The following is a 22,382-nucleotide window of genomic DNA, read 5'->3' as shown; positions in this document are numbered from 1 at the left end:
GGCCTCATGCACCTATTCGGCGCCGATCAACTGACGCGCCTAAGCCACGCCCCCGGCCAGTAAGTAACTGCCTCCGTAACCGCACTTTCGTTGAACGGAGCGACGGGCGGCGCAATCGCGAATTCAGGGTGACGCGTCGCGAACGCCTTCGCGGCCTCCGTCGGATTGTTCCAGCTCCAATCGGGTTGCGTGCGCGGCCCGCCAGCGACGAGGCCCATGATCCCGTCGCATGCAACGATATAGGATCCGATCGAGACAAGGTCGCAATAGGCCTCAAGCTCGTCAAGAACGTGCTGTTTCGTATGATTCGAGTCCAAGATAACGAGACAACGCTCACCCGGAGCTACAAGCGCCTTTGCAGCACGCACCGTCACAGGATCGATGGAACTACCTTCGATGAGCGTGATCCACGGCTTCAGGGGATGCGCCTCTATTGCCGCTCGATTGTGTGGACGGATTTCGATGTCGATGCCGACAATCCGCCCGTGTTCCATCGCTTTGCATATCGATGCATAGAAAATGAGCGATCCGCCGTGAGCCACGCCCGTTTCCAGTATGACGTCGGGCTTGAGGGTGAATATGGCCTCTTGGATGCGGATCATGTCCTCAGGCAACTGGATGATGGGACGGCCCATCCAGCTAAATCCGTACACGTACTTTACGTCCCAACCAGCACGTAACCACGCTTTGGAAACAATGGCGAACGCTTCGGAGGAATTGAGCGGGTGGACCTCCTCGCGACCACCGCTTAAGACGCGGACAACACCACCTTCCAAGTCGATCGTAATCATGCTGCCACCATTTCCCGACGCATGAATTCGACCAAGGCGGGCAAGTGCTCTTCAAGTCGGGCAGGCGCAAACCCGAACTCGCGCTGCGCGCGATCAATCGAGATTTGGGGGAATACGCTTGAGCGCGCGTTGGCAGCGATGCCTATGCGGCATCCCGTCAGGTGCGAGATTCGTTGGGCGAGTTCGCCATTTGTCACGTTGCTGCCGGATGCGACGTTATAGATCCGATGGCGGCCGGCGGCGGCAATGCGGGGCAGGAGCGGCGTCAAATCGTCAAGGGATAGATAATCTTTGCGCGAATCCGGCGTGGTATTGAGGTGCATGAGACCGGTCTCGACCGCGTCCCTCAATATGGACGCTAGGAACGTCTTTCGAGACATCCCCTCGCCATAGACATTGGATAGTCGCACGACTCGCATCGAAGGCCGACCCGAGGCCAGACAAATCGCTTCGCCCATAAGCTTGGAGGTGTTGTAAAGATCGTCACTTGCTTCCACACGCAAAGAGAGAATGGCGTCTTCGCGGCCGTCCGCACATCCCCGGTAGACCCGTGTGGAAGAGAGGTAAAGAAGAGACTCGAAACGGCCGCAGCGCAATAGCGGCATGAGTGCCGCTACATGTGCGTCGACTGTGTCGAGTGGGCGTGAATGGAAATCCGACGTCACACCGACGCAATAAATGACGTGGCCAAGCTCGCGGCTGAGATAAGCGCCATCGTCGCGGCCGGGAGCGAAGACTTCCTCCCCACTGGCGCGAAGCTCCATTGCGAGCCGCGATCCGATGAATCCTGACCCGCCCAGAATGGTGAAACTCATTGGCGAAACCCTATGCGCCTGGAAGGGACCCCGACATTGATCGAAAAGGCCTGGAGTTCGCCCCGCACCACAGTGCCCGCGCCGACGATACACCCATGGCGCAGGATCGCGCCGTCGAGTAGCACGGCGTTGGCCCCAATCCATACATCGTCCTCGATTAAGATACCGCCCCGACTTGTCATGAAACCCTGGTCCATGATCCACTTGCCACGCTCGCGGATTTCATGATTGGTGGGCGCCAATGTACAATTGGCGGCGATCGCGACGCGTTTTCCGATTTTCACGCCGTTTCCCGAGTAGATCACGGTGCCAGAGTTGATGACGGAGTGTGCGCCGATATGCACATCGCCCGATCCACCCGCCGGCTTGATTTTGACGAAGCTATCGATGATCACCCCTTCGTCAATCGCGATCTTGCTCCCACGCACCGAGTCCTCGATGTCAGCGAGCTTCGAGATACACGATTTCTGGGAAATGATTAGCATGCGATCTGTTCCACGCCAAGGAGCGGGAACGACAAGTCGCGCAGCGACAAGATCGGATTGTCAATCGGCCAAGCGATCGCAAAAGCCGGATCGTCGAAGCGCAAGCCGCACGCCGCTTCGGGTCGATGGTCTTCAGACATCTGATAAAAGAGTTCCGTGTCGTCCTCGAGGGTCTGAAAGCCATGCGCGAAATGCTCGGGGACGTACACCATGCGCGCATTGTCTGCACTCAACTCAACGGCGTGCCAATGATGGCGCGTCGGCGACGATGGCCGCAAATCGACCATCACGTCGAATGCCCGGCCGCGAGTACATCGTACGATCTTTGCCTCGCAATAAGGAGCCGCCTGGTAGTGGAGACCGCGAAGGGTTCCGAGCTTGCGATTGAACGAGATGTTGCACTGGGCAAATGACGCAACGAGACCGTGAGTCTCGAGCTCGGTGCGGCACCAGCACCGCGCGAAGAACCCGCGCTCGTCCTCGAGACGCTCCGGCTCGATGATGAAGGCGCCGGCAAAGGGAGTGGGAACGAATTTCACGGCACAACCTTGAGCATCGGGGCGGGAATCGCGAATTTTCCGCCCCAATCGCGAATGTAGGCTATTTGCGACATGATTTCGTCTTTGATATTCCACGGCAGTATCAGGAGATAGTCGGGCCTGGTTGTTGCGAGCCGGTCGGGGGCGACAATCGGGATACGCGTGCCCGGCAGCCAGCGGCCCTGCTTGTAAGGATTGAGATCGACCACATAGTCGAGGAAATCCGTCCGCACGCCGCAATAATTGAGGAGCGTGTTTCCTTTTGCGGCTGCACCGTAACCGACAACGTGCTTACCCTCACCTTTGGCTTGGATCAGGAACTCGAGAAGCTGGCGCTTTATGGTTCGCACCTTGCGCTCGAAGCCACGGTAGATTTCGATCCCGCCCAGACCTGCGCCACCTTCTTGCGCCCTCATGCGGGCGAGAGATGGACTTTCAGAATGACTTGCCTCCCGATGGCAGACCCAAATCCGCAAACTGCCGCCGTGGGTTGCTAACACGTCGACATCGAAAATGCGCAACCCATGTAGCGAAAAAATCCGTTCCAAGGTCGTGAACGAGAAATAAGAAAAATGCTCATGATAGATCGTGTCGAACTGGACGCGCTCAATAAGACTCTGAAGATGAGGGAATTCGATACTGATGACGCCATGCTGCTTGAGCAGAAGGGAAAGGCCCATAACAAAATCATTAAGCTCGGGCACGTGCGCAATCACGTTATTTGCAACGATCAGATCGGCCTTTCGACCCTGCTCGACTAGCTCATGTGCAAGCTCCGTCCCGAAATACCGCACCAACGTTGAGATGCCATTCGATCTTGCCACCTCGGCGATATTCCGTGCAGGCTCGATGCCCAGGACAGGGATTGCGAGATCTCGGAAATATTGGAGCAAGTATCCGTCGTTGCTCGCCACCTCGACGACCAGACTCTGGGCGTCAAGGCCGAGGCGCTGCGATGTTTTCTCCGCGTGCGAGCGACAATGCTCCAGCCAGCTCTTCGAATAGGACGAGAAATAGGCGTAGTCGCCAAATATTCTCTCGGGCGGTTCGAATGCCTCGAGCTGGACAAGAAAGCAGGCGGTGCAGACAAAGGCATGGAGTGGATAGGTCGGCTCCATGCGGCCGAGATCCTCGGTTGTCAGATATCTATTGGCGAGAGGCGATGTGCCGAGATCGCAAAAACTCTCTAAGAGTGCCGCGCCGCAGAATCGGCAGCACGCGGCACTCGAACTTGCGGCGGCGCCGACATTCTCAATTCGAGCGGCAAGCGACGTGAGCATCGATCTGATCGAGCGAAATGCCGCGCATGTCATTGCGGCCGTTGAGATGTGCCTTATACCAGGCGACGGAGCGGTCCAACGTGGTCTCGGTATCCCAACTCGGCCGCCAACCGAGTTCGACAAATGCCTTGGTGCTGTTTAGCGCCAAATGGCGCGCCTCGTATGGATGAGCACCCTCGGCGAGGATCCAAGTGGCACCTTCGCCCCACGATGAGGCGAGGCAGTCGGCGATCCAGGCGACGGGTTTGGCGTCGGCCTCCGGAGGTCCGACGTTCCAACTTCCGGCATAGACGTCAGGCGCTTCGCAAAGTCGTTCGGCGAGCGAGAGAATCCCCGCAACCGGATCGAGCACGTGCTGCCACGGCCGGACGGCCTTGGGATTGCGGAGCTGAAGCGGGCGGCTCTGAGAAAACGCGCGCACGGCGTCCGGCACAAGTCGGTCGAGTGCGAAGTCTCCACCGCCAATCACGTTGCCGGCGCGGACAGTCGCGATGCCGACGCGTCGATAGCCGTCCACGATGTACGAATGGCGGAATGCGTCGACGACAAGTTCCGCGCAAGCCTTGGAGACGCCATACGGCTCGCGTCCGCCAAGTCGATCGTCCTCGCGATATCCCCAAAGCCATTCGCGGCTTTCATAGACCTTGTCCGTCGTCATTATGATCGCCGCCCGTAGACTTTCGATGCCTCGCATTGCCTGCATCAGACAAACGGTGCCCATCACGTTGGTCGAAAATGTCTCGACGGGATCGTCGTATGCGCGACGCACAATCGGTTGTGCTGCGAGATGCATTACGATCTCGGACTTCGCATCGGCGAGCGCCTTGGTGAGTCCGGGTAAATCGCGCACGTCGCCTTCAATGCCGTCGACGAGCCGATCGAGTCCGATTGCGGTATGGAAGGACGGATTCGTCGGGGGCGGCAATGCATAACCCGTAACGCGCGCACCTCTTCGCACTAACGACAAGGCAAGCCAGCCACCGACGAAGCCAGTATGGCCCGTCACGAAGACGCGACGCCCCTGCCAAAAATCGCTCACGCGGTCAACCGCTGCGGCGCCCAAAGGTGCCAAGGTGCACGGCCTTCCTGCCACATTTCATTGAGAAGTTGCATCTCGCGCACCGTGTCCATGCACTGCCAGAAGCCGTGATGCTGGTAAACCGCGAGTTGACCTTCGGCGGCGAGAGTCTCCAACACCGCTGTCTCGAGCGGCAGGTTGTCGTTCGGGCGCAGACGATCGAAGGCCGCCTTCTCGAAGACGAAAAAGCCGCCATTGATCCAGCCTTCGGCGACCTGGGGCTTCTCGCGAAAGTTTTTAACGAGGCCGTCGGCGATGGCGAGTTCGCCAAAGCGCGAAGACGGATGTACTGCGGTCACGGTGGCGAGCCGGCCGGCACTCTTGTGGAACGCCAGAAGCTTATCGAGATTTACATTCGACACGCCATCGCCATAGGTCGCGAAGAAACGGGATCCACGAAGATATTTGAGGACCCGACGAATACGAGCTCCCGTGAGGCTCTCTGAACCCGTTTCCGCGAGCACGACCTGCCATTCGTCGCAGGCGCCGTTGTTGAGAGCCGAGACGGCACCCGAACTCAAATCCACTTCGAGGTCGCGGCTCCTCAAGTGATAGTTAACGAAATAGTCACGGATCATGTCGCCGCGATAGCCCAGCGCCAATACAAATCGCTTGGCCCCGAAGTGATTGAAATGCTTCATAATGTGCCACATGATCGGCCGGCCGCCGATCTCCACCATGGGCTTCGGCTTGAATTCGGTTTCCTCCCGCAAACGCGTGCCGAGACCCCCGCAAAGGAGAACGACGTCGAGGTCTTTGGCGGCATTCACGGCGAAGAGTCCTCCCACGAAATCGGGACTGGGATACCCGGGCGATCGCCGCAAGACGCAGCCCACCCGTGCGTCGCGTCATTTTCGGGAGGTGAGGTTAATCATTGCTTAAATGGCATCGCTGTTTCGAGGGTTCCAGGGCCACTCTGTCCGCATCGGGTCATCCGGATAGAATCGCCGCACCAGCAAATACGCATGCAATTCCGACCCATTGGATCTTTCCGATCGCTTCCCTTAATACGAGCCAACCGAGGAGGGTGGTCACCGCACCAAAACTGGAACCGACGACGGCAGCGATCCGGCCACCTTCTCCACCGCTGCCAAACAGCAACAGAAGATAGCCTCCCGCATCGAGAAGGGCCTGGATCGAAAGTGCTGGCCACCATCGACGCGGAATTGTAGGCCGAATTCGCCGCACCATCATAAGCGCACAGAGGGCGAGAAAGCTTATGACGCGGCCGAGCCACAAAGCTTGAATTGCGCCACGGGATTGAATTGCCGCTTGGCCGCTTATGACGAGGATTGCATACGCAACCGCCGCTGCGACCGATATCACGATCGTGATGCGGTCCTCGCGCGCGCCGCGCGTCGCAGCGCGCGGCTCAGCACCCGCGAATCGCCCGACGACAATCGCACCGACGATTGTCATCCCCATACCGATCCATTGGGGCAGGGTTGGGACATCGCCCATTACGAGGTCGAAGACGACGATCAGTGCGGGGTAGCTCGCGACAATCGGTGCGACAACCGTGACAGGACCGCGGGCGAGACCTTGATAGAGCAACAGGGTCATGGCCGTGGTCGAGACCCCGTTCACGGCGAGCAATCGGATGCTCGATGCAGTGTAGGCAAACGATTGATGGGAGAGGATTGAAATGCCAGTGAGGAAGGCAACACCGAAAGCGAGTATGCCGAAAACCGTACTCTCCTTGCCCATTCCCCGGGTTGTGAATCGCGCGAGAAAATCCGCGGTCCCGAGACTTAAGGCACTCAATCCACCCCAGATGCCCGCGTTCATTTAAGCCCTTCGAGGCGGCAATAGCTCAGCCTGTGTCGATGTTTTATTCGCATGTTTCGTCTCAAGGCCGTGGTGCGGCAGCTCCCTTAAGGGTCGATTCAAACGTCTGCGGCCGACGCAGTGTCGATTCGAGAGATAGGGCCGGTGATTCGTTCATCGGCGTCGAGCGCGAGACCATGTACGCATAAATTGAGATCGTTGAGGAGCGGTTGTTCGATATCCGCTTTTGCGCGGGTCGAGCACTGAAGTCAGGCGCAGCACCAAGTCGGAGAAGTGCCAGGAGCGGTAATTCGAACGCGTCGTCGCGCCAAGCGATGAAGGCCGCTGCAGCGCACCGCGACAAGAGGAGAAGCATGCTCCGGAGCTCGGATTATCCCATATTCGCGGCTTCCCGGCCCTCGGAGCAGTCCGGGTCCTCGGACTGGCTTGCCCGCTGTGCCGAATTGGTACATGATTTCGCGCTAGAGCCGGTCAACCCGGGAATATTGCTCAAAGGCACAACGATCACAATGCCCACGCGCAAAACGCCCGAGTTTCGTGGAAATCGCAATCTAAAGCGACTCTCGCGCATTTCCCAAAGCAAGCAGCAAGAGGAGGTCGAGCGATCTTTGCTGCTCGGCTTGGAGGGAGCCGCGTCGATTGTCGATCGGACAATCTCCTGCTTCAGCAGAGGCCACCAGCCGGCATTCGCCGGCATAAACACCTTCATGAAGGCGCCCTACTGCGAAGACGTCCGCAAGGTCTCAAATTACGAGGCTGCGTTCGTGGGCGTGCCATTTGACACGGCGACGACCTATCGGCCGGGTGCGCGTTTTGGTCCCCAGGCGGTACGGCGAATTTCCGCGCTTTACGACGGCTATTCCATCGATGGCGCCGTCGATATTTACGAGGAGCTCGACTTTTGCGACGTTGGCGACGTATTCGTCATCCCTGGCAACATCGAAAAAACCTTTGATCAGGTCACTAAGGCGATCTCCCATATCTACACGTCCGGCGCATTTCCTATAATTTGCGGCGGCGACCATAGTCTCGGTTTCCCGAATGTCCGCGGCATCGCCCCTCACGTCGACGGCAACGTCGGCATCGTTCATCTCGACCGACATCTCGACATCCAGGAAAAGGACATGGATGAGCGGATGCACACAACGCCGTGGTACTGGACGACACACGAGCCCTCGGCAACCACGCACCGCGACCACAGCCATATGCACGATGTCGGTCTACCAAATTGCCGACCGGAGAACCTTGTCCAAGTTGGTATTGGCGGTTGGTACGGCTCTCGGCCCGGTGCCATCGTTGCACGGCGGCGTGGCACCAGCGTATTGACGATGACGGATATTACGGAACTCGGTCCGCGGAAAGCAGCCGAGGTAGCCCTCGAGCTCGCGTGGAAGGGTTGCAAGGCAGTTTATCTCTCCTTCGACATCGATTCGATTGACCCGGGCTTTGCACCCGGCACAGGCTCGCCGGAGCCAGGCGGCCTGCTTCCCCGCGAAGCACTTGAAATGGTTCGTCTGATCGCTCGTGAGGGGCTATGCGGCATGGAAGTTGTCGAGGTCGCACCGCCATACGACGTGAACGAAAATACGGCACAGCTTGCCTGCCGGGTCATGCTCGATGTCCTTGGCACCATGATTGTCGAAGGCAAGCTCGGCCATCGCTCGCGCGTCATGAAAACTGTGTCCACCGCTTCGCGGAAACCTTCACCACGGAAGCCACGAGGGGCGAAGAAATCCTCCTGATGACTCGTCCTTAGAGGCCGTCTGTCATCTTCGCCTCACGGCGCATGATTGCCTGCTTGCGTGCAAGCCTGGTCGAGTACACGGTCCAACACCCAATTCGCGATTTTGTGGACGACCGGCTCGAGATGCGAGTACCTGCCCGGTCGGCTGAAACTTGAGCGAATGCCGAGCTGCTGGGTCTCCGAGATATGGTTATCTTCCGGCAGCGACTTGTCCCACCGGCGATAATAGCTTTGTACCGTATCGGAGAAGTCGGGCCGTGCAACGGTCGGACGCGGAAAGCATGAACCAATCACGACCTTCGTTCGGTCAGGGCCCAATGGCAATTGCTGGAGCCACCACATGCAATCCTGTGTCATTATGAAGAAGGCCGCCGGATAGACGACCAAAAAATACGTGCCATTGGCGGCTTTCGCATCGAGGCCCGGAACGTGCGGAAATGCCTTGTTTACGTCCTCGGGAAGCAGAGCGATCGTGCGCTCGGAGCGCATGTAGCCGCCGTCCCATTCGCCGACGGTTTCTAACTGTTGGATCGTCTGCTTTCCGATCGACGCCCTGTGAACGGTCGGCGTGTGGTACTCCTCCATGGCGTTTTCCAGATAGATCTTCCAATTGCAAGCGAGCTCATATTCTTTTTGACGTACACAAACCATCTCGCTGAGCTTGTAGGAGGCCATGATTTTCGGAAGATTGCCGAGGTAATCGAGAAGTTTCGGGCAGGCCGCGTCGAAGGTGACGAACATGAGACCATCCCACGTCTCGAGCCTGACCGGGACGAGGCCGTATTCCGCACGATCGAAGTTGAAGGTCTTCTCCATACCGGGCGTGGCGATCAATTCCCCAGTAAGCGCGTAGGACCAGGCGTGGTAGGGACACGTGATCGCACGGCAATTACCCCGGTCGCGAAGGAGCCGTGTGCCGCGATGGCGGCAGGTATTTGCGAAGGCGCGAACATCGCCGGCTCGATCGCGAAGCACGACGATGGATTCACCGAACATCTCGAAGCATTTGTAATCGCCCGGATCCGGGACCTCATCCTCGCGGCCCAAAAAGTTCCACGACTTCTTGAACATCCGCTCGACTTCACGGTCGTAAAACGCCTGCGAGCGATAGCACCATGTGGGCAGCGTCTCCGCCTGAAGGTGAGGGAGGCGGACTTTCGCGTAATGCGCGGGATCGAAGATGTTCTCATGCGCCATCATGTCACTATCTCCTCGATCCCTTGTTGGCGGGCCTGTCCGCTCGCGGGTATCAGTACTTCGTCAGGTAATTGTCGATCTCCCACTTCGAAACTGCATTATGATAGCTCCACCATTCCTGCGTCTTGAGTGTGACGAAGGCATCGTGGAGATCTTCGCCGCAAACTGACTTTGACAGTGGATCTGCGGCAAAGGCCTCGACGGCTTCAAGCAACGTGCGCGGCAGGCTTTTGACGCCACGTCGCTCGAGTTCGGTCTCGCTCAATTCGTACATGTTCACGTCGATTGGATCGCCCGGGTCCAAGTCGTTCTCGATACCTTCGATCCCGGCGCCAAGTACCATGGCCGCCGCGAGATATGGATTCATGCTTGGATCGACCGCTCGGCACTCGATTCTTGCCGCAGACAGATATACCCCCTTGTGATCCGCCGCGTTATCCTCGATCTCAGGCCGTAGCAATGGCACGCGCAGCATATGGGTACGGTTATTGCCCCCATAGGATATGAAGATTGGCGCCCAGGTGTAACCGGTCATCGACCCTGTCTTTATAAGGCGTTTGTAGGAGTTGACTGTAGGGCAAGTCATCGCGACGATTGCCGGGGCGTGCCGAAGGATGCCAGCCATAAACTGATATGCGGTTTTCGACAGGCCACAACCGCGTATGTCGCGTCGGTCGCCAAAGACATTTTGACCGCTCCTGAGATCGCGAAGCGACATGTTGAAATGGGCGCCGCTGCCGGTGCGGTCCGCGTAAGGCTTGGCCATGAACGTCGCGTCCCAGCCATGGCGGCGCGAAATTTCCTTCATCATGAGACGCCAAAGAACGAAGCGGTCCGCCATCGCTAGCACATCGGCAAAGGCAAAATCGAATTCGAACTGGCTGTTGGCGTCCTCGTGGTCGAATGAATGAACTTCCCAGCCGAGCTTGTTCATGTACCCAACAATCTCATCGAGCCAACTCAGATTCTCGAGGAGTCCCACGACGTCGTACGCCGCCTTCGCCATTACGTCGAGAGGATTAGCGGGCACGATGATGTCCCCTTCGCGGCGAACCAGGAAGATTTCGCACTCAACGCCGAGGTTGAAACCGAATCCCAGTTTTGCAAGCCGGTTTACCTGTCGCTGCAGGACGTTGCGGGAGCACATGGGCCAGGGTTCGCCGTGGAAGCGGAGATTTCCCGGAGCCCAGGCAATCTCCGGACGCCATGGCAGGGCCGTAATCGCCCAGGGATCTGGATGCACGGCGAGTTCATCGTCGCTTGGCGCTTGCCCAAGCCCGTCGATCGCAGCCCCCGTGAATAGTTCGGACCCGCGCATCATGCGGCCAAAGTGACCGATCGGCACGCTCTTAGCCTTAGGTATGCCGTGGAGGTCGACATAGGACGCAAGGCAATACTTGACGCCGGCTTCTTGCAATTGCCGTGCGAGTGCGGCGATATCAGCCGGTTTCGGCTCCTTCGCAGGCACACGTGCCAGCGTGCCGCTCCTTCTACGAAGTCTGCTGGCCATCGATAGACCCCGCCGTTCGGTTCACAACGGCAACCGCGCCGTGCTCGAATTTTGCGTCAGCCGAAGCGTGTGCTCGGAACTGTCCAATGTTCCCTCTCCCGCGCAAAATGATCCTCAAAAATAATTAGCAGGTCAATTGCAAACCCGGCGCGGTCAATACTGGAAGTGCGGGTCGACGCGATTGACAAGCGGTTTGCCCGCAATGAACCTTTCCATGTTCCGGAAGACGAGTTTGAGGGTATTGATTGTGTAGAGCTCCCGGTCGTCCGACGAACAATGGGGTGTAATGATGAGATTCGGCACATGCCAAAGCCAAGACCCGCTTGGCAGCGGCTCGGGTTCGAACACATCGAGAATGGCGCTCAACTCGTTTTTTTCAAGCCGCGTCTTCAAAGCGTCGTAATCGACGAGATTGGCGCGGCTGTAATTCACGATCCCAGCGCCCGTCTTCAAGAGTGCGATCTCGCGTGCGCCGATGAGATGATGACTTTCCCGTGTGTGGGGTGCGGCGATCAATACGAAATCGGCTTTCGGAAGGAGGCGGCGAATGGCGCTCGGCCGATACATCGCATCGACAAAACGGTGCGGCTTACCTGTCCTGCGAATGCCTATCACGGTGAGCCCAAATCGCTTCGCCCATTTGGCGGCCCCACCCCCCACGTGCCCGACGCCGACGATCAGGAGAGTCTTCCCCTTGATCCCCGTGCTGAATACCTGATTCCACGATGCACGACGCTGACTAGCGACCATTTCGGGCAGCCGGTTGTTGAGCATGAGGATTGACATTATCGAGTATTCGTCGGCCTTCGAGCCGTGAACGCCGCGACTGTTGGTCAGCACGGCACCGGGCGGCAACCAGTCGAGCGGCATAAGATGATTGACGCCTGCGCCGTGGACGTGAATCCAGCGAAGGTTCGGCGCCCGTTTGGCGAGATTGTTACGCTCGAAGCTCCATCCGAAAAGGACGTCGGCTGTCTTCAGTGCACTGTCAAAAATATCGCCGTCGTAGCCGATTGTTACCCTGACCTTTTCTCTGAGGGCCGGATATGCCGCGAGCGCCTTTTTGACTCGCTGAGGTGTTACCTCGAACACTTCACCAAAGGATTGAGGATTTTCGAGATGGAGGTGCAGCCTCCGTCCGGAGGGCCTTGCGGAAGACTTTCGTCGGCACCCTGGCTTTTCTTTCGAGCGGGGACGCGAGCTCCTCGCCGCCTTAGACGCTGTCATTGCCAGCCCTTTCTGTTGCTCGAACGCTTTCAATCACAGGGGACAGCCAGGATTAGCGCACCCTGCGGATGCGCTTTTCCCGGGCCGTGCCAATGGTCGTGTACTATACGAAAGGCGACACAGGCGTCTCGCACTTTTCAAAGACGACGAATATCAGCGGGTCCCGGTCCGGCCGTACTACGGGCACGGAATCATTTAGGCACGAGTACTCACTGGACCGGCCCGGTCGATCCTTCACTTTGAGCGAATGAGCACCTCCACGAAAAGCGCCCTCGCGCGGCTGACGCAATGGCGTATTGAGCTCGTGGAAGGCGCAATGAGGCCTCGCGCTGCCTCGACTATTGCGACTCGGGCCAGTACAGCGACACCGTGGTCGCGTGGCCCTGGGAAACGTCGACGCGCCTGTCAATCGTTTTGCCATCGCTTTCGGCGATCACGTCGTATTTTCCGGGTTTAAGCTTCGCGAGAAAATACGGACCTTCCGACATCGTGTCGACGAGTGCGTGCCCTTGTCCATCGAGGATCTTCACGTAAACGCGCGAGAGGTAGTCTCCCGAGCCTTGTATGGCGAAAAGGAGGTGCAGGTTGTAGTCTTTCTCGAGCTGGCGAATTTGCTCCACACCCTCAGCTCCAACCCCGCCGCTCACGTAAGTGATGCCGTTTTCGGTGTGAGGCTCGATCACGAGCTGGGCATACGCCGGAAGCCCGAACAGGGAAATTGTCACGAATAGCAAGGAAATCTTGTTCAGGGACATTTTCACGTCCTCCGCATGATGAGCGCCGTCGCAGGCGCAAAACGCCACACCCGCGGCCTTGCCAATGAGACCGGGCACGGGACGAGCCGCCGGCGAGCGTCCCCCTCTCCCGTTAGCCGACCGCCCATTATGTGGTTGCGGCGAAGGTCCTTTCCAAGGCGCGTGAGCATGCGGTCAAGGGATAGCACATCGCGAAGTATATAAGCGCCACCATCCCATAGACCGTGAAGGGCTCGAACGTCGCGTTCGTCAGGATTTCTCCGGTCTTTGTCAGTTCCTGAAAACCGATGATGGATGTGAGCGCTGTGCTCTTCACGAGTTGCACCAGAAAGCCAACCGTCGGCGGTATTGCGATCCGCAAGGCCTGGGGCAGAATCACGTACCGCATGCGCGCGACATAGCGCATCCCGAGCGAGGCGCTTGCCTCCCACTGGCCGCGTGGGATAGCATCCACACAGCCGCGCCATATCTCGGCGAGGTAGGCGCTCGCGTAAAGCGTGAGGGCGACGCCCGCGGCGAGCCAGGGCGAAACATCGATGCCCAGGAGTGGTATGCCGAAGAACACGAGAAAGAGCTGCATAAGCAGCGGTGTTCCTTGAAACGCCTCGGTGTAAAGCGTAATCGCCTTCATAACTCCCTTGATTCGCGCATAGCGAAGCATGAGCAAAATTAGCCCCCAGCAACCACCGCCGATGAATGCGATGATTGAGAGCAGCACCGTCCAGCGCGCGGCGAAGAGGAGGTTTTGGGCAAGATCCCACGGTGTGAAGCTGATCATGGAACGCGTCCCTTAAAGAATCGTCGGCCGTAGAGCGCAAAGAGCCGCCGCAGTGCAATAGCGAGCAGGAGATAGACGACGGTAACGACAAGATACGTTTCGAAGGCACGGAAGTTCCGTGATTGAATAAAATCCGCTGCGTAAGTGAGATCGGTCACCGAGATCTGCGAAACCACCGCCGACTCGAGCATCGTGATGATAATTTGGCTGACCAGTGCCGGATAAACATTCGCCAGTGCCTGGGGCAGGATGACGAGCCGGAAGATCGGCATTGTATGCAGGCCAAGCGCCAAGCCGGCTTCGCGTTGCCCGCGAGGAACGGCCTCAATTCCGGCACGGACGATCTCGATCGAGTAGGCTGTGAGGTTGATCGTCATTGCGAGCATCGCGGCTTGCAGCGCCGTCAAGTGCAACCCCAGGCTCGGCAGGCCGAAAAAGACAAAGAACATCTGCACGATGAATGGCGTATTCCTGATCAGCTCGACGTAGCTGTTCACGACGATGCGGCCCCACGCCGCGCCACCGCTCGCAGTGGCCGCACCGCCGATACTGAGCAGGATTCCAAGCGTCGCAGCGACCGCCGTCAGGCCCAAGGTCACTGCCGTGCCTTCGAGGAACAGGCTTAGATATTGAAGCAGCGCTCCAAAATCGAGCTGATAGCCCATTACCCGTTCAGAGGTCTTTTGGAAGTGGCTGGAAGAGCCACTTTCTCGAAATCGCGTCGAGACTCCCGTCCTTTTTCATTTGAGCGATCGCGTCGTTGAGGGCTTGCTGAAGCCGCGGTTCATTCTTGTTCAAGCCGATGTGATCCGGCGAAGTCATGAGCTCGAATTTCTGCTCGGGCTCGATCGCGGGATGCTTCGCCAAAATGGTAGCGCCCACGTCGTTACCGACGACCATGAGCTGAACCTGGCCCGAGAGGAAAGCGGATATAACGCCATTATAATTGTCGAAGCGCTTTATGTCCGTTTCCGGCGGCGCTACGTCGGTGAGTGATGTGTCTTCGAGCGTGCCGCGATTGACGGCGACTGTCTTGCCCTTGAGATCCGCCGGACCTTTCACGTCGACAGACCGCGGCCCCATCACGGCGATGTAGTAGGGTGCGTAGGCGTCAGTGAAGTCGATTATTTTTGCGCGTTCCGCACTCTGTCCGACACTGAGCAGGAAATTCACTTTATGTTCGGTTAAGTAAGGAATGCGGTTCTGACCGGTCACTCCGACGAGCTCAACCTTAGCCTTGAGAGCCTTTCCCAGGATGTCCGCGACATCGATATCATAGCCCTGGAGCTTCAAGTCCGGGCCGGCCGAAGAGAAGGGCGGGAAATCCTGAAAAACGCCAATCTTGACAACGCCGGCCTTGGTTATGTCGTCAAGTTCGTCCGCGCGGACATAGCCTCCCCAAGCAACGCAAATCGCCAATGCCAAGGAGGCGAACAGCAAAAAACGCGGCCATTTCGTCGCTGAAATGCACATGGTTACCCCCCCCTCGTAAATACGATCGGCCCGATTCTGTCGAAGCCACGAACATCCCCCTCAAATGTTAGTGGAGCCGAGCCCGCCATGCTATGTATTTTGTGAGGACCGGAGCTTTTCCTATGAGCCTCGGCGCGCATTCGTCGCGCGGGACTTCCCGCGCTAAGCCGTCTTTTGTTCTTCAATACCCAGTTCCTCAATCATACGGCGGCGCATCACGAATTTCTGCACTTTGCCCGTAACAGTCATTGGAAACTCGTCCACGAAGGTAATGTAGTGCGGGACCTTGTAGTGCGCGATTTGGTTCTTGCAAAAGTTCCGAATGTCATCGGCGTTCGCCTGCTCACCCGGGCGAAGCTTGATCCATGCACAAAGCTGCTCGCCGTACTTCGCATCCGGCACGCCGAAAACCTGGACGTCTTGGACTTTAGGATGGCGGTAAAGGAATTCCTCGATCTCACGGGGATAAATGTTTTCTCCGCCGCGGATAACCATATCCTTGAGCCGCCCGACAATATTGCAATAGCCGTCTTCGTCGATCGTCGCGAGATCGCCTGTATGCATCCAGCCCGCCGCATCGATCGCCTCACGCGTTCGCCCTTCATCCTCCCAATAGCCGAGCATCACCGAATAGCCCCGCGTGAGCAGCTCGCCGGTCGCGCCGCGTGGGACCACTCTTCCGTCGAGATCGATGATCTTGACCTCGACATGCGGTTGGATTCTCCCGACCGTTGCAACACGTTTTTCGAGCGGGTCGTCGACGCTACTCTGAAAACTCACGGGGCTCGTCTCCGTCATGCCGTAGGCAATGGTCACTTCGGACATGTGCATCTCGCTGATCACCCGCTTCATGACTTCGATCGGGCAGGGTGAGCCCGCCATGATCCCGGTTCGCAGAGTGCGCAAATCGAAGGTGGCGAAATCGGGATGATCGAGTTCCGCGATGAACATGGTCGGAACGCCATGCAGCGCCGTGCATTTCTCGGCTTGCACCGTTTCCAGGACGACTCGCGGCTCGAACGCGTCCGATGGATATATCATCGCGGCACCGTGCGTGATGCATGCGAGGTTTCCGAGCACCATGCCGAAGCAATGATAAAGCGGCACGGGGATGCAGAGCCGATCCCGCTCGGTCAGACGCATTGCCTCACCTATAAAGAATCCGTTGTTGACGATATTGAAGTGAGTGAGTGTGGCGCCCTTGGGAAGGCCTGTTGTACCGCTCGTGAACTGTATATTGATCGGTTCGTCCGGCTGGAGATGCCGACTGATGTCCTGGAGCCGTGCCGCGTGCGTCGGAAGCGCCTTCCTGGCAATGTCGTCGAAGTTGAGCATACCAGGCGTTCGCTCCGTCCCGAGGCGGACTACGCAGTGCAGTGCGGGCAGCTTCGACGCTCGGAGATTGCCCGGCTCGGCATTCGCAAGCTCGGGGGCGAGCGTACACAGCATACCTATGTAATCGCTGCTCTTGAAACGGTCGGCCGTGACCAACGCCTTGCAGCCCGATTTGTTGAGCGCATATTCCAGCTCCGAGAGGCGGTAGGCGGGATTGATGTTAACGAGGATCACGCCCGCTTTGGCCGTGGCGAGCTGGGTGATCACCCATTCCGCGCAATTGGGCGACCATATGCCAAGTCTGTCGCCGGGCCCGATGCCGAGAGCGAGAATCCCCGCTGCGACGCGATCGACGGATTGGCGCAGCTCCTCATAAGAGTACCGGAGTCCTTGGTGGCGCACGACCAACGCATCGCGCTCGCCCCAGCGATTGGCGGCCTCGTCGAAGGCTGATCCGACTGTGCGGTAACCGAGTGGAGCAAGACTGACGCCGCACACATAGCTTATGTCCTCAACGAGCATTGTTGGCACCTCTCCCGATTTCCTCAGCGCGCGTTTGAAGTTTTGCTAGGAGCCGGTCGAGCGAGCGGCGCTCTTCCTCGCTAAGGACGGCAAGGAGCTCTCGTTCGACCCCGAGTGCGAATGGAACGATCTGCGCATGCGTGGCAATGCCGCGCGGCGAAAGGCGTAGTTCCGAGCGGCGGCGGTCCATGCGGTCGGTCTCGCGGCGGAGAACGCCTGCGTGCAACAGTCGCGCGACGGCACGGCTGACCCGCACCTTGTCCATGGCCGTGCACGCAGCAACCTCGACCGCCGATAAGGCCTCGTATCGTGCAAGTACGGCCATCACGCGCCATTCGGGAATGCTCAGCCCAAAGCGTCGGTCATAGGTGCGCGCAACCGCTCGGCTTAGCGTGTTCGCGAGCACCGAGAGCCGATAAGGCAAAAACCGCTCGAGGATCAGTCGGCCGATGGGAGCCGTGCGTTCCTCATTCGGTCCAAAAATCTTGCGCGTCGACGGCGATCTGGTCATTTCCCCGCTTCACATTAGTTTCAATTGAAACTATATTGCGGATCGAATCCGCTCGGGTCAAGCGCATTGGTGCACCGGCCCCGGCGTTAAACGACCGCTGGAGCTTCAGCCATGAAAAAATGGATTTCATTACCGCGTCGCGAAGGTATTGCCTCGCGCCAGGCTCATTGCGATCTTCCGGACGGCACTTACGAGCGGGAGTTCGGCAAGGAAGGTTTTTTCGGCCCCGCTACGCAATTCTATCACCGTCATCCGCCAACTGGCTGGAGCGACTGGCGGGGCAGCTTGCGGCCGCACGCGTTCGATCTTACCAAGCTCAACGGCATGGTTGCGTCGCCGTGGGAGGCCGACAATATCCTCCATAACGATGCGGTCAAATTCAGGCTCTGGCGCGGTTCCGGCAAGATGGACCATCTCGTGCGTAACGCCGACGGGGACCAACTCTTATTCTTTCACGAGGGCGAAGGCGACCTCTTCTGCGATTTCGGCCATTTGAGCTATAGCGAAGGCGACTATGTCATGCTGCCGCGCGGCACCATGTGGCGGATCGAGGCGAAGGGGCCGTTCACTGCACTTCTCATCGAGGCCACTAACGATAATTACGTGATCGCCGAGCGCGGAATTGCTGGACCCCAGGCCGTTTTCGATCTCGGCGTTCTTGAGACTCCCAAAATCGACGAAGCATTCCGTGCGCAACAGTCTGAACGCGAGTGGCGCGTGGCAATCAAGCGCGGCGAGGAGATCAGCACCATAACTTATCCATACAATCCGCTCGACGCGATCGGTTGGCAGGGGGATCTGGCACCGGTCAAACTCAATTGGCGCGACATCCGGCCGTTAATGAGCCATCGGTTTCACGTGCCGCCCTCCGCGCACACGACCTTCCTTGCGAGCCGGTTCGTCGTTTGCACGTTCGTGCCTCGACCGGTCGAGAGCGATCCGGGCGCGCTCAAAGTGCCGTTCTACCACTCCAACAACGATTTCGACGAAGTGATCTTCTACCACCGAGGCGAATTCTTCAGCAGAGATAACATTCACCCTGGCATGGTGACACTGCATCCCTGCGGTTTTCCGCACGGGCCGCACCCGAAGGCCTTTGCGGCCGGAGCAAAGGCCGCGAAGAAGGAGACAGATGAAGTCGCCGTCATGATCGACGCACGCGATGCTCTGGCGATCGCCAAACTGCCGGAGGGGGTCGAGTGGGCTGGCTACGTCGATAGCTGGAAGATCAGAAAGGAAGCCGCCGAATGAAACTCGGCAGCCTCAAGTCAAGCGAACGGGACGGCACGCTCGTCGTAGTGAGCGCTAATTTGAAGCATGCCGTAAAGGTCCCGCAGATTGCTACTACGCTTCAAGCGGCCCTCGACGATTGGGTTGATTGCGAGGCGGAGCTTCGCTCGGTCGCGAGGCTCCTCGAAAATGGACAGTGCCGCGAAGCGTTCATGCTCAATCCGAAGATCCTGCACGCGCCGCTCCCGCGGGCCTACCAGTGGGCGGATGCCAGCGCCTACCTTTTCCATGTGGAGCTGGTGCGAAGGGCGCGCGGTGCCGAGTTGCCGCCTGAGCTGCTCGTCGATCCCTTGATGTACCAGGGTGGATCCGATCGCTTTTTGGCGCCGGACGAACCGATCCACGTCAGCGAGGAGGCTTGGGGCATCGACATGGAGGGTGAGGTGGCCGTCATCACTGATGACGTGCCGATGGGAGTGTCTGTCGGGTCGGCCGCCAATCACATAAAGCTCGTCACGCTCGCGAACGATGTCTCGCTCAGGAATCTCATTCCAAAGGAACTCGCGAAAGGTTTTGGCTTCTTTCATAGCAAGCCGCCGACCGCGTTCGCACCGGTCGCGGTGACCCCAGATGCGCTCGGTAGTGCTTGGCGCGACGGCAAGCTCCATCGCGCCCTTCATGTATCCTTGAACGGCGACGAAATCGGCCATGCCGACGCGGGCACTGACATGCAGTTCGGCTTTCCCGAACTCATTGCGCACGCCGCCAAGACAAGGCCGCTATCCGCAGGCACGATTATCGGCTCCGGCACCGTCTCCAACCGAGACCGGTCATCGGGTTCAAGCTGTCTTGCGGAAATCCGTACCCTCGAACTTCTCGAGAAAGGGAAACCCACGACGCCTTTCATGCATTTCGGCGACCGGGTTCGCATCGAGATGCTCGACGACGACGGCAATTCGATTTTCGGCGCAATCGACCAAACCGTCGTAAAGGCCGAGCCCTTCGGGTGACCGAAGCTTAGTCGCCTATTTTCGCTTGCGCTTAGCTGCGGTAGCCGCCCGGACTGGTTTGCCTGCCTTGCCGGTGCGGGTCCCCGCCTTATACTCCGTCACGGCCTCTGTGACGATCCGGCGCAGCTTCGGGTCGCGCAGCGGATGTGGCACCTCGACTTTGCCCATCGCGGCAACCATCCGCTGGATGAGGTCGTAATCGTGCTCGTCGCGGTAGGGCTTCAGGTCGAGATCGCCGGGGACTTTGACCAGTCGCTCGTCACCGATGCGCTTCACGTATTTCTGCATGAACCTGTCGTACTCACGCCATGAAACGCGCTCGGCGCGCACCGCGGCCTGCTCAGCGCGTGTCGCAATCTGGTGGGCATGTAGGTAGTGGAGGCCGAGCTGGTCGATTAGAGTTTTCTCGACTTCCTCATGCAGGATGAGATAACGGTCGACCTCGATTTCACGGCCGCGACTCTTCATTTTGCGCGGCAGGTGTCGGTCGATATAGATAGTCTTGCCATCGTTGCTGTAGCCTGCGAGATAGGGTATGTCGTGATTCCGATCGAGCTTTTCCACGCGACGTTCGATCGCGTCAAGGGCACGCTCCATCATGAGACTTGAGGCATACCAATCGGGAACGCGAAGCTTTTTGTGGGGTGCTATTGGGTGACAGCCGGCCGCGGGCATCGGATTCGCCTCCTTATTCAGGTCATCAAAAATATGCCGGGTCGCTAAATCGGTATCGCGCAGCAGTGTAGCCATTATGCGTCAACGTGCAAGCGCGCCACCGGGCGAAGCGCCCATTTAAGGGATGAATGGCGGAGCAACGGGTGCCTCAGCGAGAGATTTTGAAGTGGTGCTGCCGCCACCTGCGATTTCGCATTCGCTGCCAATAACGGCCGTGCGCGGAGCCCTGCGGCGAGAGCGTCCGATGAGGAGACCCCAATGCTGAAGCTTTATACCTTTTTTCGTTCCTCGGCCGCGTTTCGCACGCGCATCGCTCTCAATCTCAAGGGGCTTACATATGAACCGGTCTTTGTGCATCTTCGCAAAGCGGAACAGCGCTCGCCCGATTATCTAAAGCTCAACCCCGAAGGTCTTGTGCCATTGCTCGCTGACGACAAAGTGACAGTCAGTCAGTCCCTCGCGATCATGGAATATCTCGACGAGACGCATCCGACGCCGCCCTTTTTGCCTGCAACGCCTGCTGCCCGTGCACGCGTTCGCTCGCTTGCGCAGGTGGTCGCGTGCGACATTCATCCAATCAACAATGCGCGTGTCCTCAGATATCTCACGAATGACTTGAAGGTGAGCGAGGAGGGGATGGCCACGTGGTACCGGCATTGGATCGATCTTGGCCTCGACTCGCTCGAGGTCAGGCTCGGTCGGGAGCGGCAGACGGGGAAGTTCTGCCACGGGGACATTCCGGGCCTCGCCGACATCTGCCTTATCCCGCAACTCTTTAATGCCATGCGCTTCGATAAGGATCCCCTAACGCGCCGTCCTACGCTCAAGCGCATCTTCGAAGCATGCATGATCCTCGAAGCGTTCGACCGCGCGCAGCCGGAGAAGCAGCCGGACGCGGAATCCTGATTAGACTCCGAGCCAGAACGGCTCCGGAGATAGGGCTGGAGTGGCGCTCACCCCTTACTGCGGGCGCTCCGCACAAGGTCCTGAAGGGTCGCTTGGTCTACCGCGCCTGGGACGAGCTTGTCCCCGACAATGAATGCGGGGGTGCCCTCGATTTTCAGGCCTTGTGCCAGCTGCATGTTTTTGCGGATGAGAGCGTCGATTTCGGGCGCCTTCATGTCCGACTGAAGGCGCTTGGTGTCAATTCCATTCGCCTCGGCAATCGACATGATTGTCGCCATGTTTAGGGTGGCCGTCGAAGCGAGCATCGCGCTGTGGAATGCAGGATATTTACCCTGCTTGATTGAGGCCAGTGCCGCACGTGCAGCAAGCTGGGAGTCGGGCCCGAGAATCGGGAACTCCTTCAGGACCAGCCGGATGTGGCCGTCTGACTTGAGGGTCTGCATTATATCCGGCAATGCGCGCTTGCAGTAGGGGCAGCGATAATCAAAGAATTCGACGATTGTGACATCGCCGTTCGGATTCCCAAGGACAAGATCGTCCGGATCGTTGAAAAGGGCGTCCGCGTGTGCAGCGATCGCTGCGCGTTCGCGCTCCGTCACGGCTGCCTTTTGCCTCGCGTCGAGTTGGCTTATCGCATTCCCGACAAGCTCCGGGTGACTGTCGAGATAGCGCTCGAAAACACCCTCGACGGCATGACGCTGGACGTTACTGAGCGAGAGCGGCACGAGCATCA

The 22,382-nt window shown here is 58.5% G+C and carries 23 protein-coding genes; 4 read left to right on the top strand and 19 right to left on the bottom strand.

Features of this window, described 5'->3' with window-relative positions; genetic code table 11:
* Positions 1–26: 26 nt before the first annotated feature.
* The 8 genes from VEJ16_13040 to VEJ16_13005 form a co-directional block, all read right to left on the bottom strand.
* A complete protein-coding gene (locus VEJ16_13040; protein ID HYB10588.1) occupies positions 27–791 on the bottom strand; it encodes a CmcI family methyltransferase in 765 nt (254 codons plus the stop codon).
* Positions 788–1,606 (bottom strand): NAD(P)-dependent oxidoreductase, encoded by an 819-nt coding sequence (locus VEJ16_13035; protein ID HYB10587.1) that lies wholly within the window; start codon positions 1,604–1,606, stop codon positions 788–790. Before VEJ16_13035 ends, VEJ16_13040 begins: the two co-directional genes overlap by 4 nt.
* Positions 1,603–2,091: an acyltransferase gene (locus VEJ16_13030; GenBank protein HYB10586.1), complete on the bottom strand. Its 489-nt coding sequence runs from the start codon at positions 2,089–2,091 to the stop codon at positions 1,603–1,605. Before VEJ16_13030 ends, VEJ16_13035 begins: the two co-directional genes overlap by 4 nt.
* Positions 2,085–2,630, bottom strand: a complete 546-nt coding sequence (gene rfbC / locus VEJ16_13025; protein ID HYB10585.1) for a dTDP-4-dehydrorhamnose 3,5-epimerase — start codon at positions 2,628–2,630, stop codon at positions 2,085–2,087. The genes VEJ16_13030 and rfbC overlap by 7 nt, the downstream gene beginning before the upstream one ends.
* On the bottom strand, positions 2,627–3,910 hold the full coding sequence (locus VEJ16_13020) for a class I SAM-dependent methyltransferase (protein HYB10584.1): 1,284 nt from the start codon (positions 3,908–3,910) through the stop codon (positions 2,627–2,629). Before VEJ16_13020 ends, rfbC begins: the two co-directional genes overlap by 4 nt.
* Complete coding sequence (rfbG, locus tag VEJ16_13015; protein ID HYB10583.1) at positions 3,882–4,982, bottom strand: CDP-glucose 4,6-dehydratase; 1,101 nt, start codon at positions 4,980–4,982, stop codon at positions 3,882–3,884. The genes VEJ16_13020 and rfbG overlap by 29 nt, the downstream gene beginning before the upstream one ends.
* Positions 4,946–5,758 carry a glucose-1-phosphate cytidylyltransferase gene (gene rfbF, locus VEJ16_13010; GenBank protein HYB10582.1) on the bottom strand — a complete coding sequence of 271 codons (813 nt, stop codon included), beginning with the start codon at positions 5,756–5,758 and terminating at the stop codon, positions 4,946–4,948. Before rfbF ends, rfbG begins: the two co-directional genes overlap by 37 nt.
* A 160-nt stretch (positions 5,759–5,918) precedes the next feature.
* Positions 5,919–6,776 carry an EamA family transporter gene (locus VEJ16_13005; GenBank protein HYB10581.1) on the bottom strand — a complete coding sequence of 286 codons (858 nt, stop codon included), beginning with the start codon at positions 6,774–6,776 and terminating at the stop codon, positions 5,919–5,921.
* Between the two features lie 509 nt (positions 6,777–7,285).
* Between VEJ16_13005 and VEJ16_13000 the strand changes: the two genes are divergently transcribed.
* Complete coding sequence (locus VEJ16_13000; GenBank protein HYB10580.1) at positions 7,286–8,518, top strand: agmatinase family protein; 1,233 nt, start codon at positions 7,286–7,288, stop codon at positions 8,516–8,518.
* Positions 8,519–8,553: 35 nt separating this feature from the next.
* Here the strand turns inward: VEJ16_13000 and VEJ16_12995 are convergent, their stop codons facing one another.
* The 9 genes from VEJ16_12995 to VEJ16_12955 form a co-directional block, all read right to left on the bottom strand.
* Positions 8,554–9,720, bottom strand: a complete 1,167-nt coding sequence (locus tag VEJ16_12995) for an aromatic ring-hydroxylating dioxygenase subunit alpha (protein ID HYB10579.1) — start codon at positions 9,718–9,720, stop codon at positions 8,554–8,556.
* A gap of 49 nt (positions 9,721–9,769) precedes the next feature.
* Positions 9,770–11,227, bottom strand: a complete 1,458-nt coding sequence (gene glnT / locus VEJ16_12990; GenBank protein HYB10578.1) for a type III glutamate--ammonia ligase — start codon at positions 11,225–11,227, stop codon at positions 9,770–9,772.
* 153 nt (positions 11,228–11,380) lie between these two features.
* Complete coding sequence (locus VEJ16_12985) at positions 11,381–12,319, bottom strand: D-2-hydroxyacid dehydrogenase (protein ID HYB10577.1); 939 nt, start codon at positions 12,317–12,319, stop codon at positions 11,381–11,383.
* 473 nt (positions 12,320–12,792) lie between these two features.
* Complete coding sequence (locus VEJ16_12980; GenBank protein HYB10576.1) at positions 12,793–13,287, bottom strand: carboxypeptidase regulatory-like domain-containing protein; 495 nt, start codon at positions 13,285–13,287, stop codon at positions 12,793–12,795.
* Between the two features lie 49 nt (positions 13,288–13,336).
* Positions 13,337–13,987, bottom strand: coding sequence for an amino acid ABC transporter permease (locus tag VEJ16_12975; protein HYB10575.1), 651 nt, complete (start codon positions 13,985–13,987; stop codon positions 13,337–13,339).
* Positions 13,984–14,652: an amino acid ABC transporter permease gene (locus tag VEJ16_12970; GenBank protein ID HYB10574.1), complete on the bottom strand. Its 669-nt coding sequence runs from the start codon at positions 14,650–14,652 to the stop codon at positions 13,984–13,986. The genes VEJ16_12975 and VEJ16_12970 overlap by 4 nt, the downstream gene beginning before the upstream one ends.
* A 7-nt stretch (positions 14,653–14,659) precedes the next feature.
* On the bottom strand, positions 14,660–15,460 hold the full coding sequence (locus tag VEJ16_12965; protein HYB10573.1) for a transporter substrate-binding domain-containing protein: 801 nt from the start codon (positions 15,458–15,460) through the stop codon (positions 14,660–14,662).
* A 162-nt stretch (positions 15,461–15,622) separates the two neighbouring features.
* Complete coding sequence (locus VEJ16_12960) at positions 15,623–17,317, bottom strand: AMP-binding protein (protein HYB10572.1); 1,695 nt, start codon at positions 17,315–17,317, stop codon at positions 15,623–15,625.
* Complete coding sequence (locus VEJ16_12955; protein HYB10571.1) at positions 17,307–17,828, bottom strand: MarR family winged helix-turn-helix transcriptional regulator; 522 nt, start codon at positions 17,826–17,828, stop codon at positions 17,307–17,309. The genes VEJ16_12960 and VEJ16_12955 overlap by 11 nt, the downstream gene beginning before the upstream one ends.
* A 111-nt stretch (positions 17,829–17,939) precedes the next feature.
* Here VEJ16_12955 and VEJ16_12950 point away from each other — a divergent pair, with 111 nt between their 5' ends.
* Together VEJ16_12950 and VEJ16_12945 are read left to right on the top strand one after the other, a co-directional pair.
* Complete coding sequence (locus VEJ16_12950; protein HYB10570.1) at positions 17,940–19,079, top strand: homogentisate 1,2-dioxygenase; 1,140 nt, start codon at positions 17,940–17,942, stop codon at positions 19,077–19,079.
* Positions 19,076–20,068 (top strand): fumarylacetoacetate hydrolase family protein, encoded by a 993-nt coding sequence (locus tag VEJ16_12945; protein HYB10569.1) that lies wholly within the window; start codon positions 19,076–19,078, stop codon positions 20,066–20,068. Before VEJ16_12950 ends, VEJ16_12945 begins: the two co-directional genes overlap by 4 nt.
* Positions 20,069–20,083: 15 nt before the next feature.
* Here VEJ16_12945 and VEJ16_12940 read toward each other — a convergent pair whose 3' ends face one another.
* Positions 20,084–20,743: a hypothetical protein gene (locus VEJ16_12940; GenBank protein HYB10568.1), complete on the bottom strand. Its 660-nt coding sequence runs from the start codon at positions 20,741–20,743 to the stop codon at positions 20,084–20,086.
* Positions 20,744–21,004: 261 nt separating this feature from the next.
* On the opposite strand from VEJ16_12940, the gene maiA reads away from it, so the two are divergent.
* Positions 21,005–21,649 (top strand): maleylacetoacetate isomerase, encoded by a 645-nt coding sequence (gene maiA / locus VEJ16_12935; protein ID HYB10567.1) that lies wholly within the window; start codon positions 21,005–21,007, stop codon positions 21,647–21,649.
* 47 nt (positions 21,650–21,696) lie between these two features.
* Here the strand turns inward: maiA and VEJ16_12930 are convergent.
* Positions 21,697–22,382, bottom strand: a 686-nt coding sequence (locus VEJ16_12930; GenBank protein HYB10566.1) for a DsbA family protein, incomplete at its 5' end; no start/stop codon positions are given.

It is taken from the genome of Alphaproteobacteria bacterium (assembly GCA_035625915.1).
GTDB lineage: Bacteria > Pseudomonadota > Alphaproteobacteria > JACZXZ01 > JACZXZ01 > DATDHA01.
This window is presented reverse-complemented; position numbering and strand designations above follow the sequence as displayed.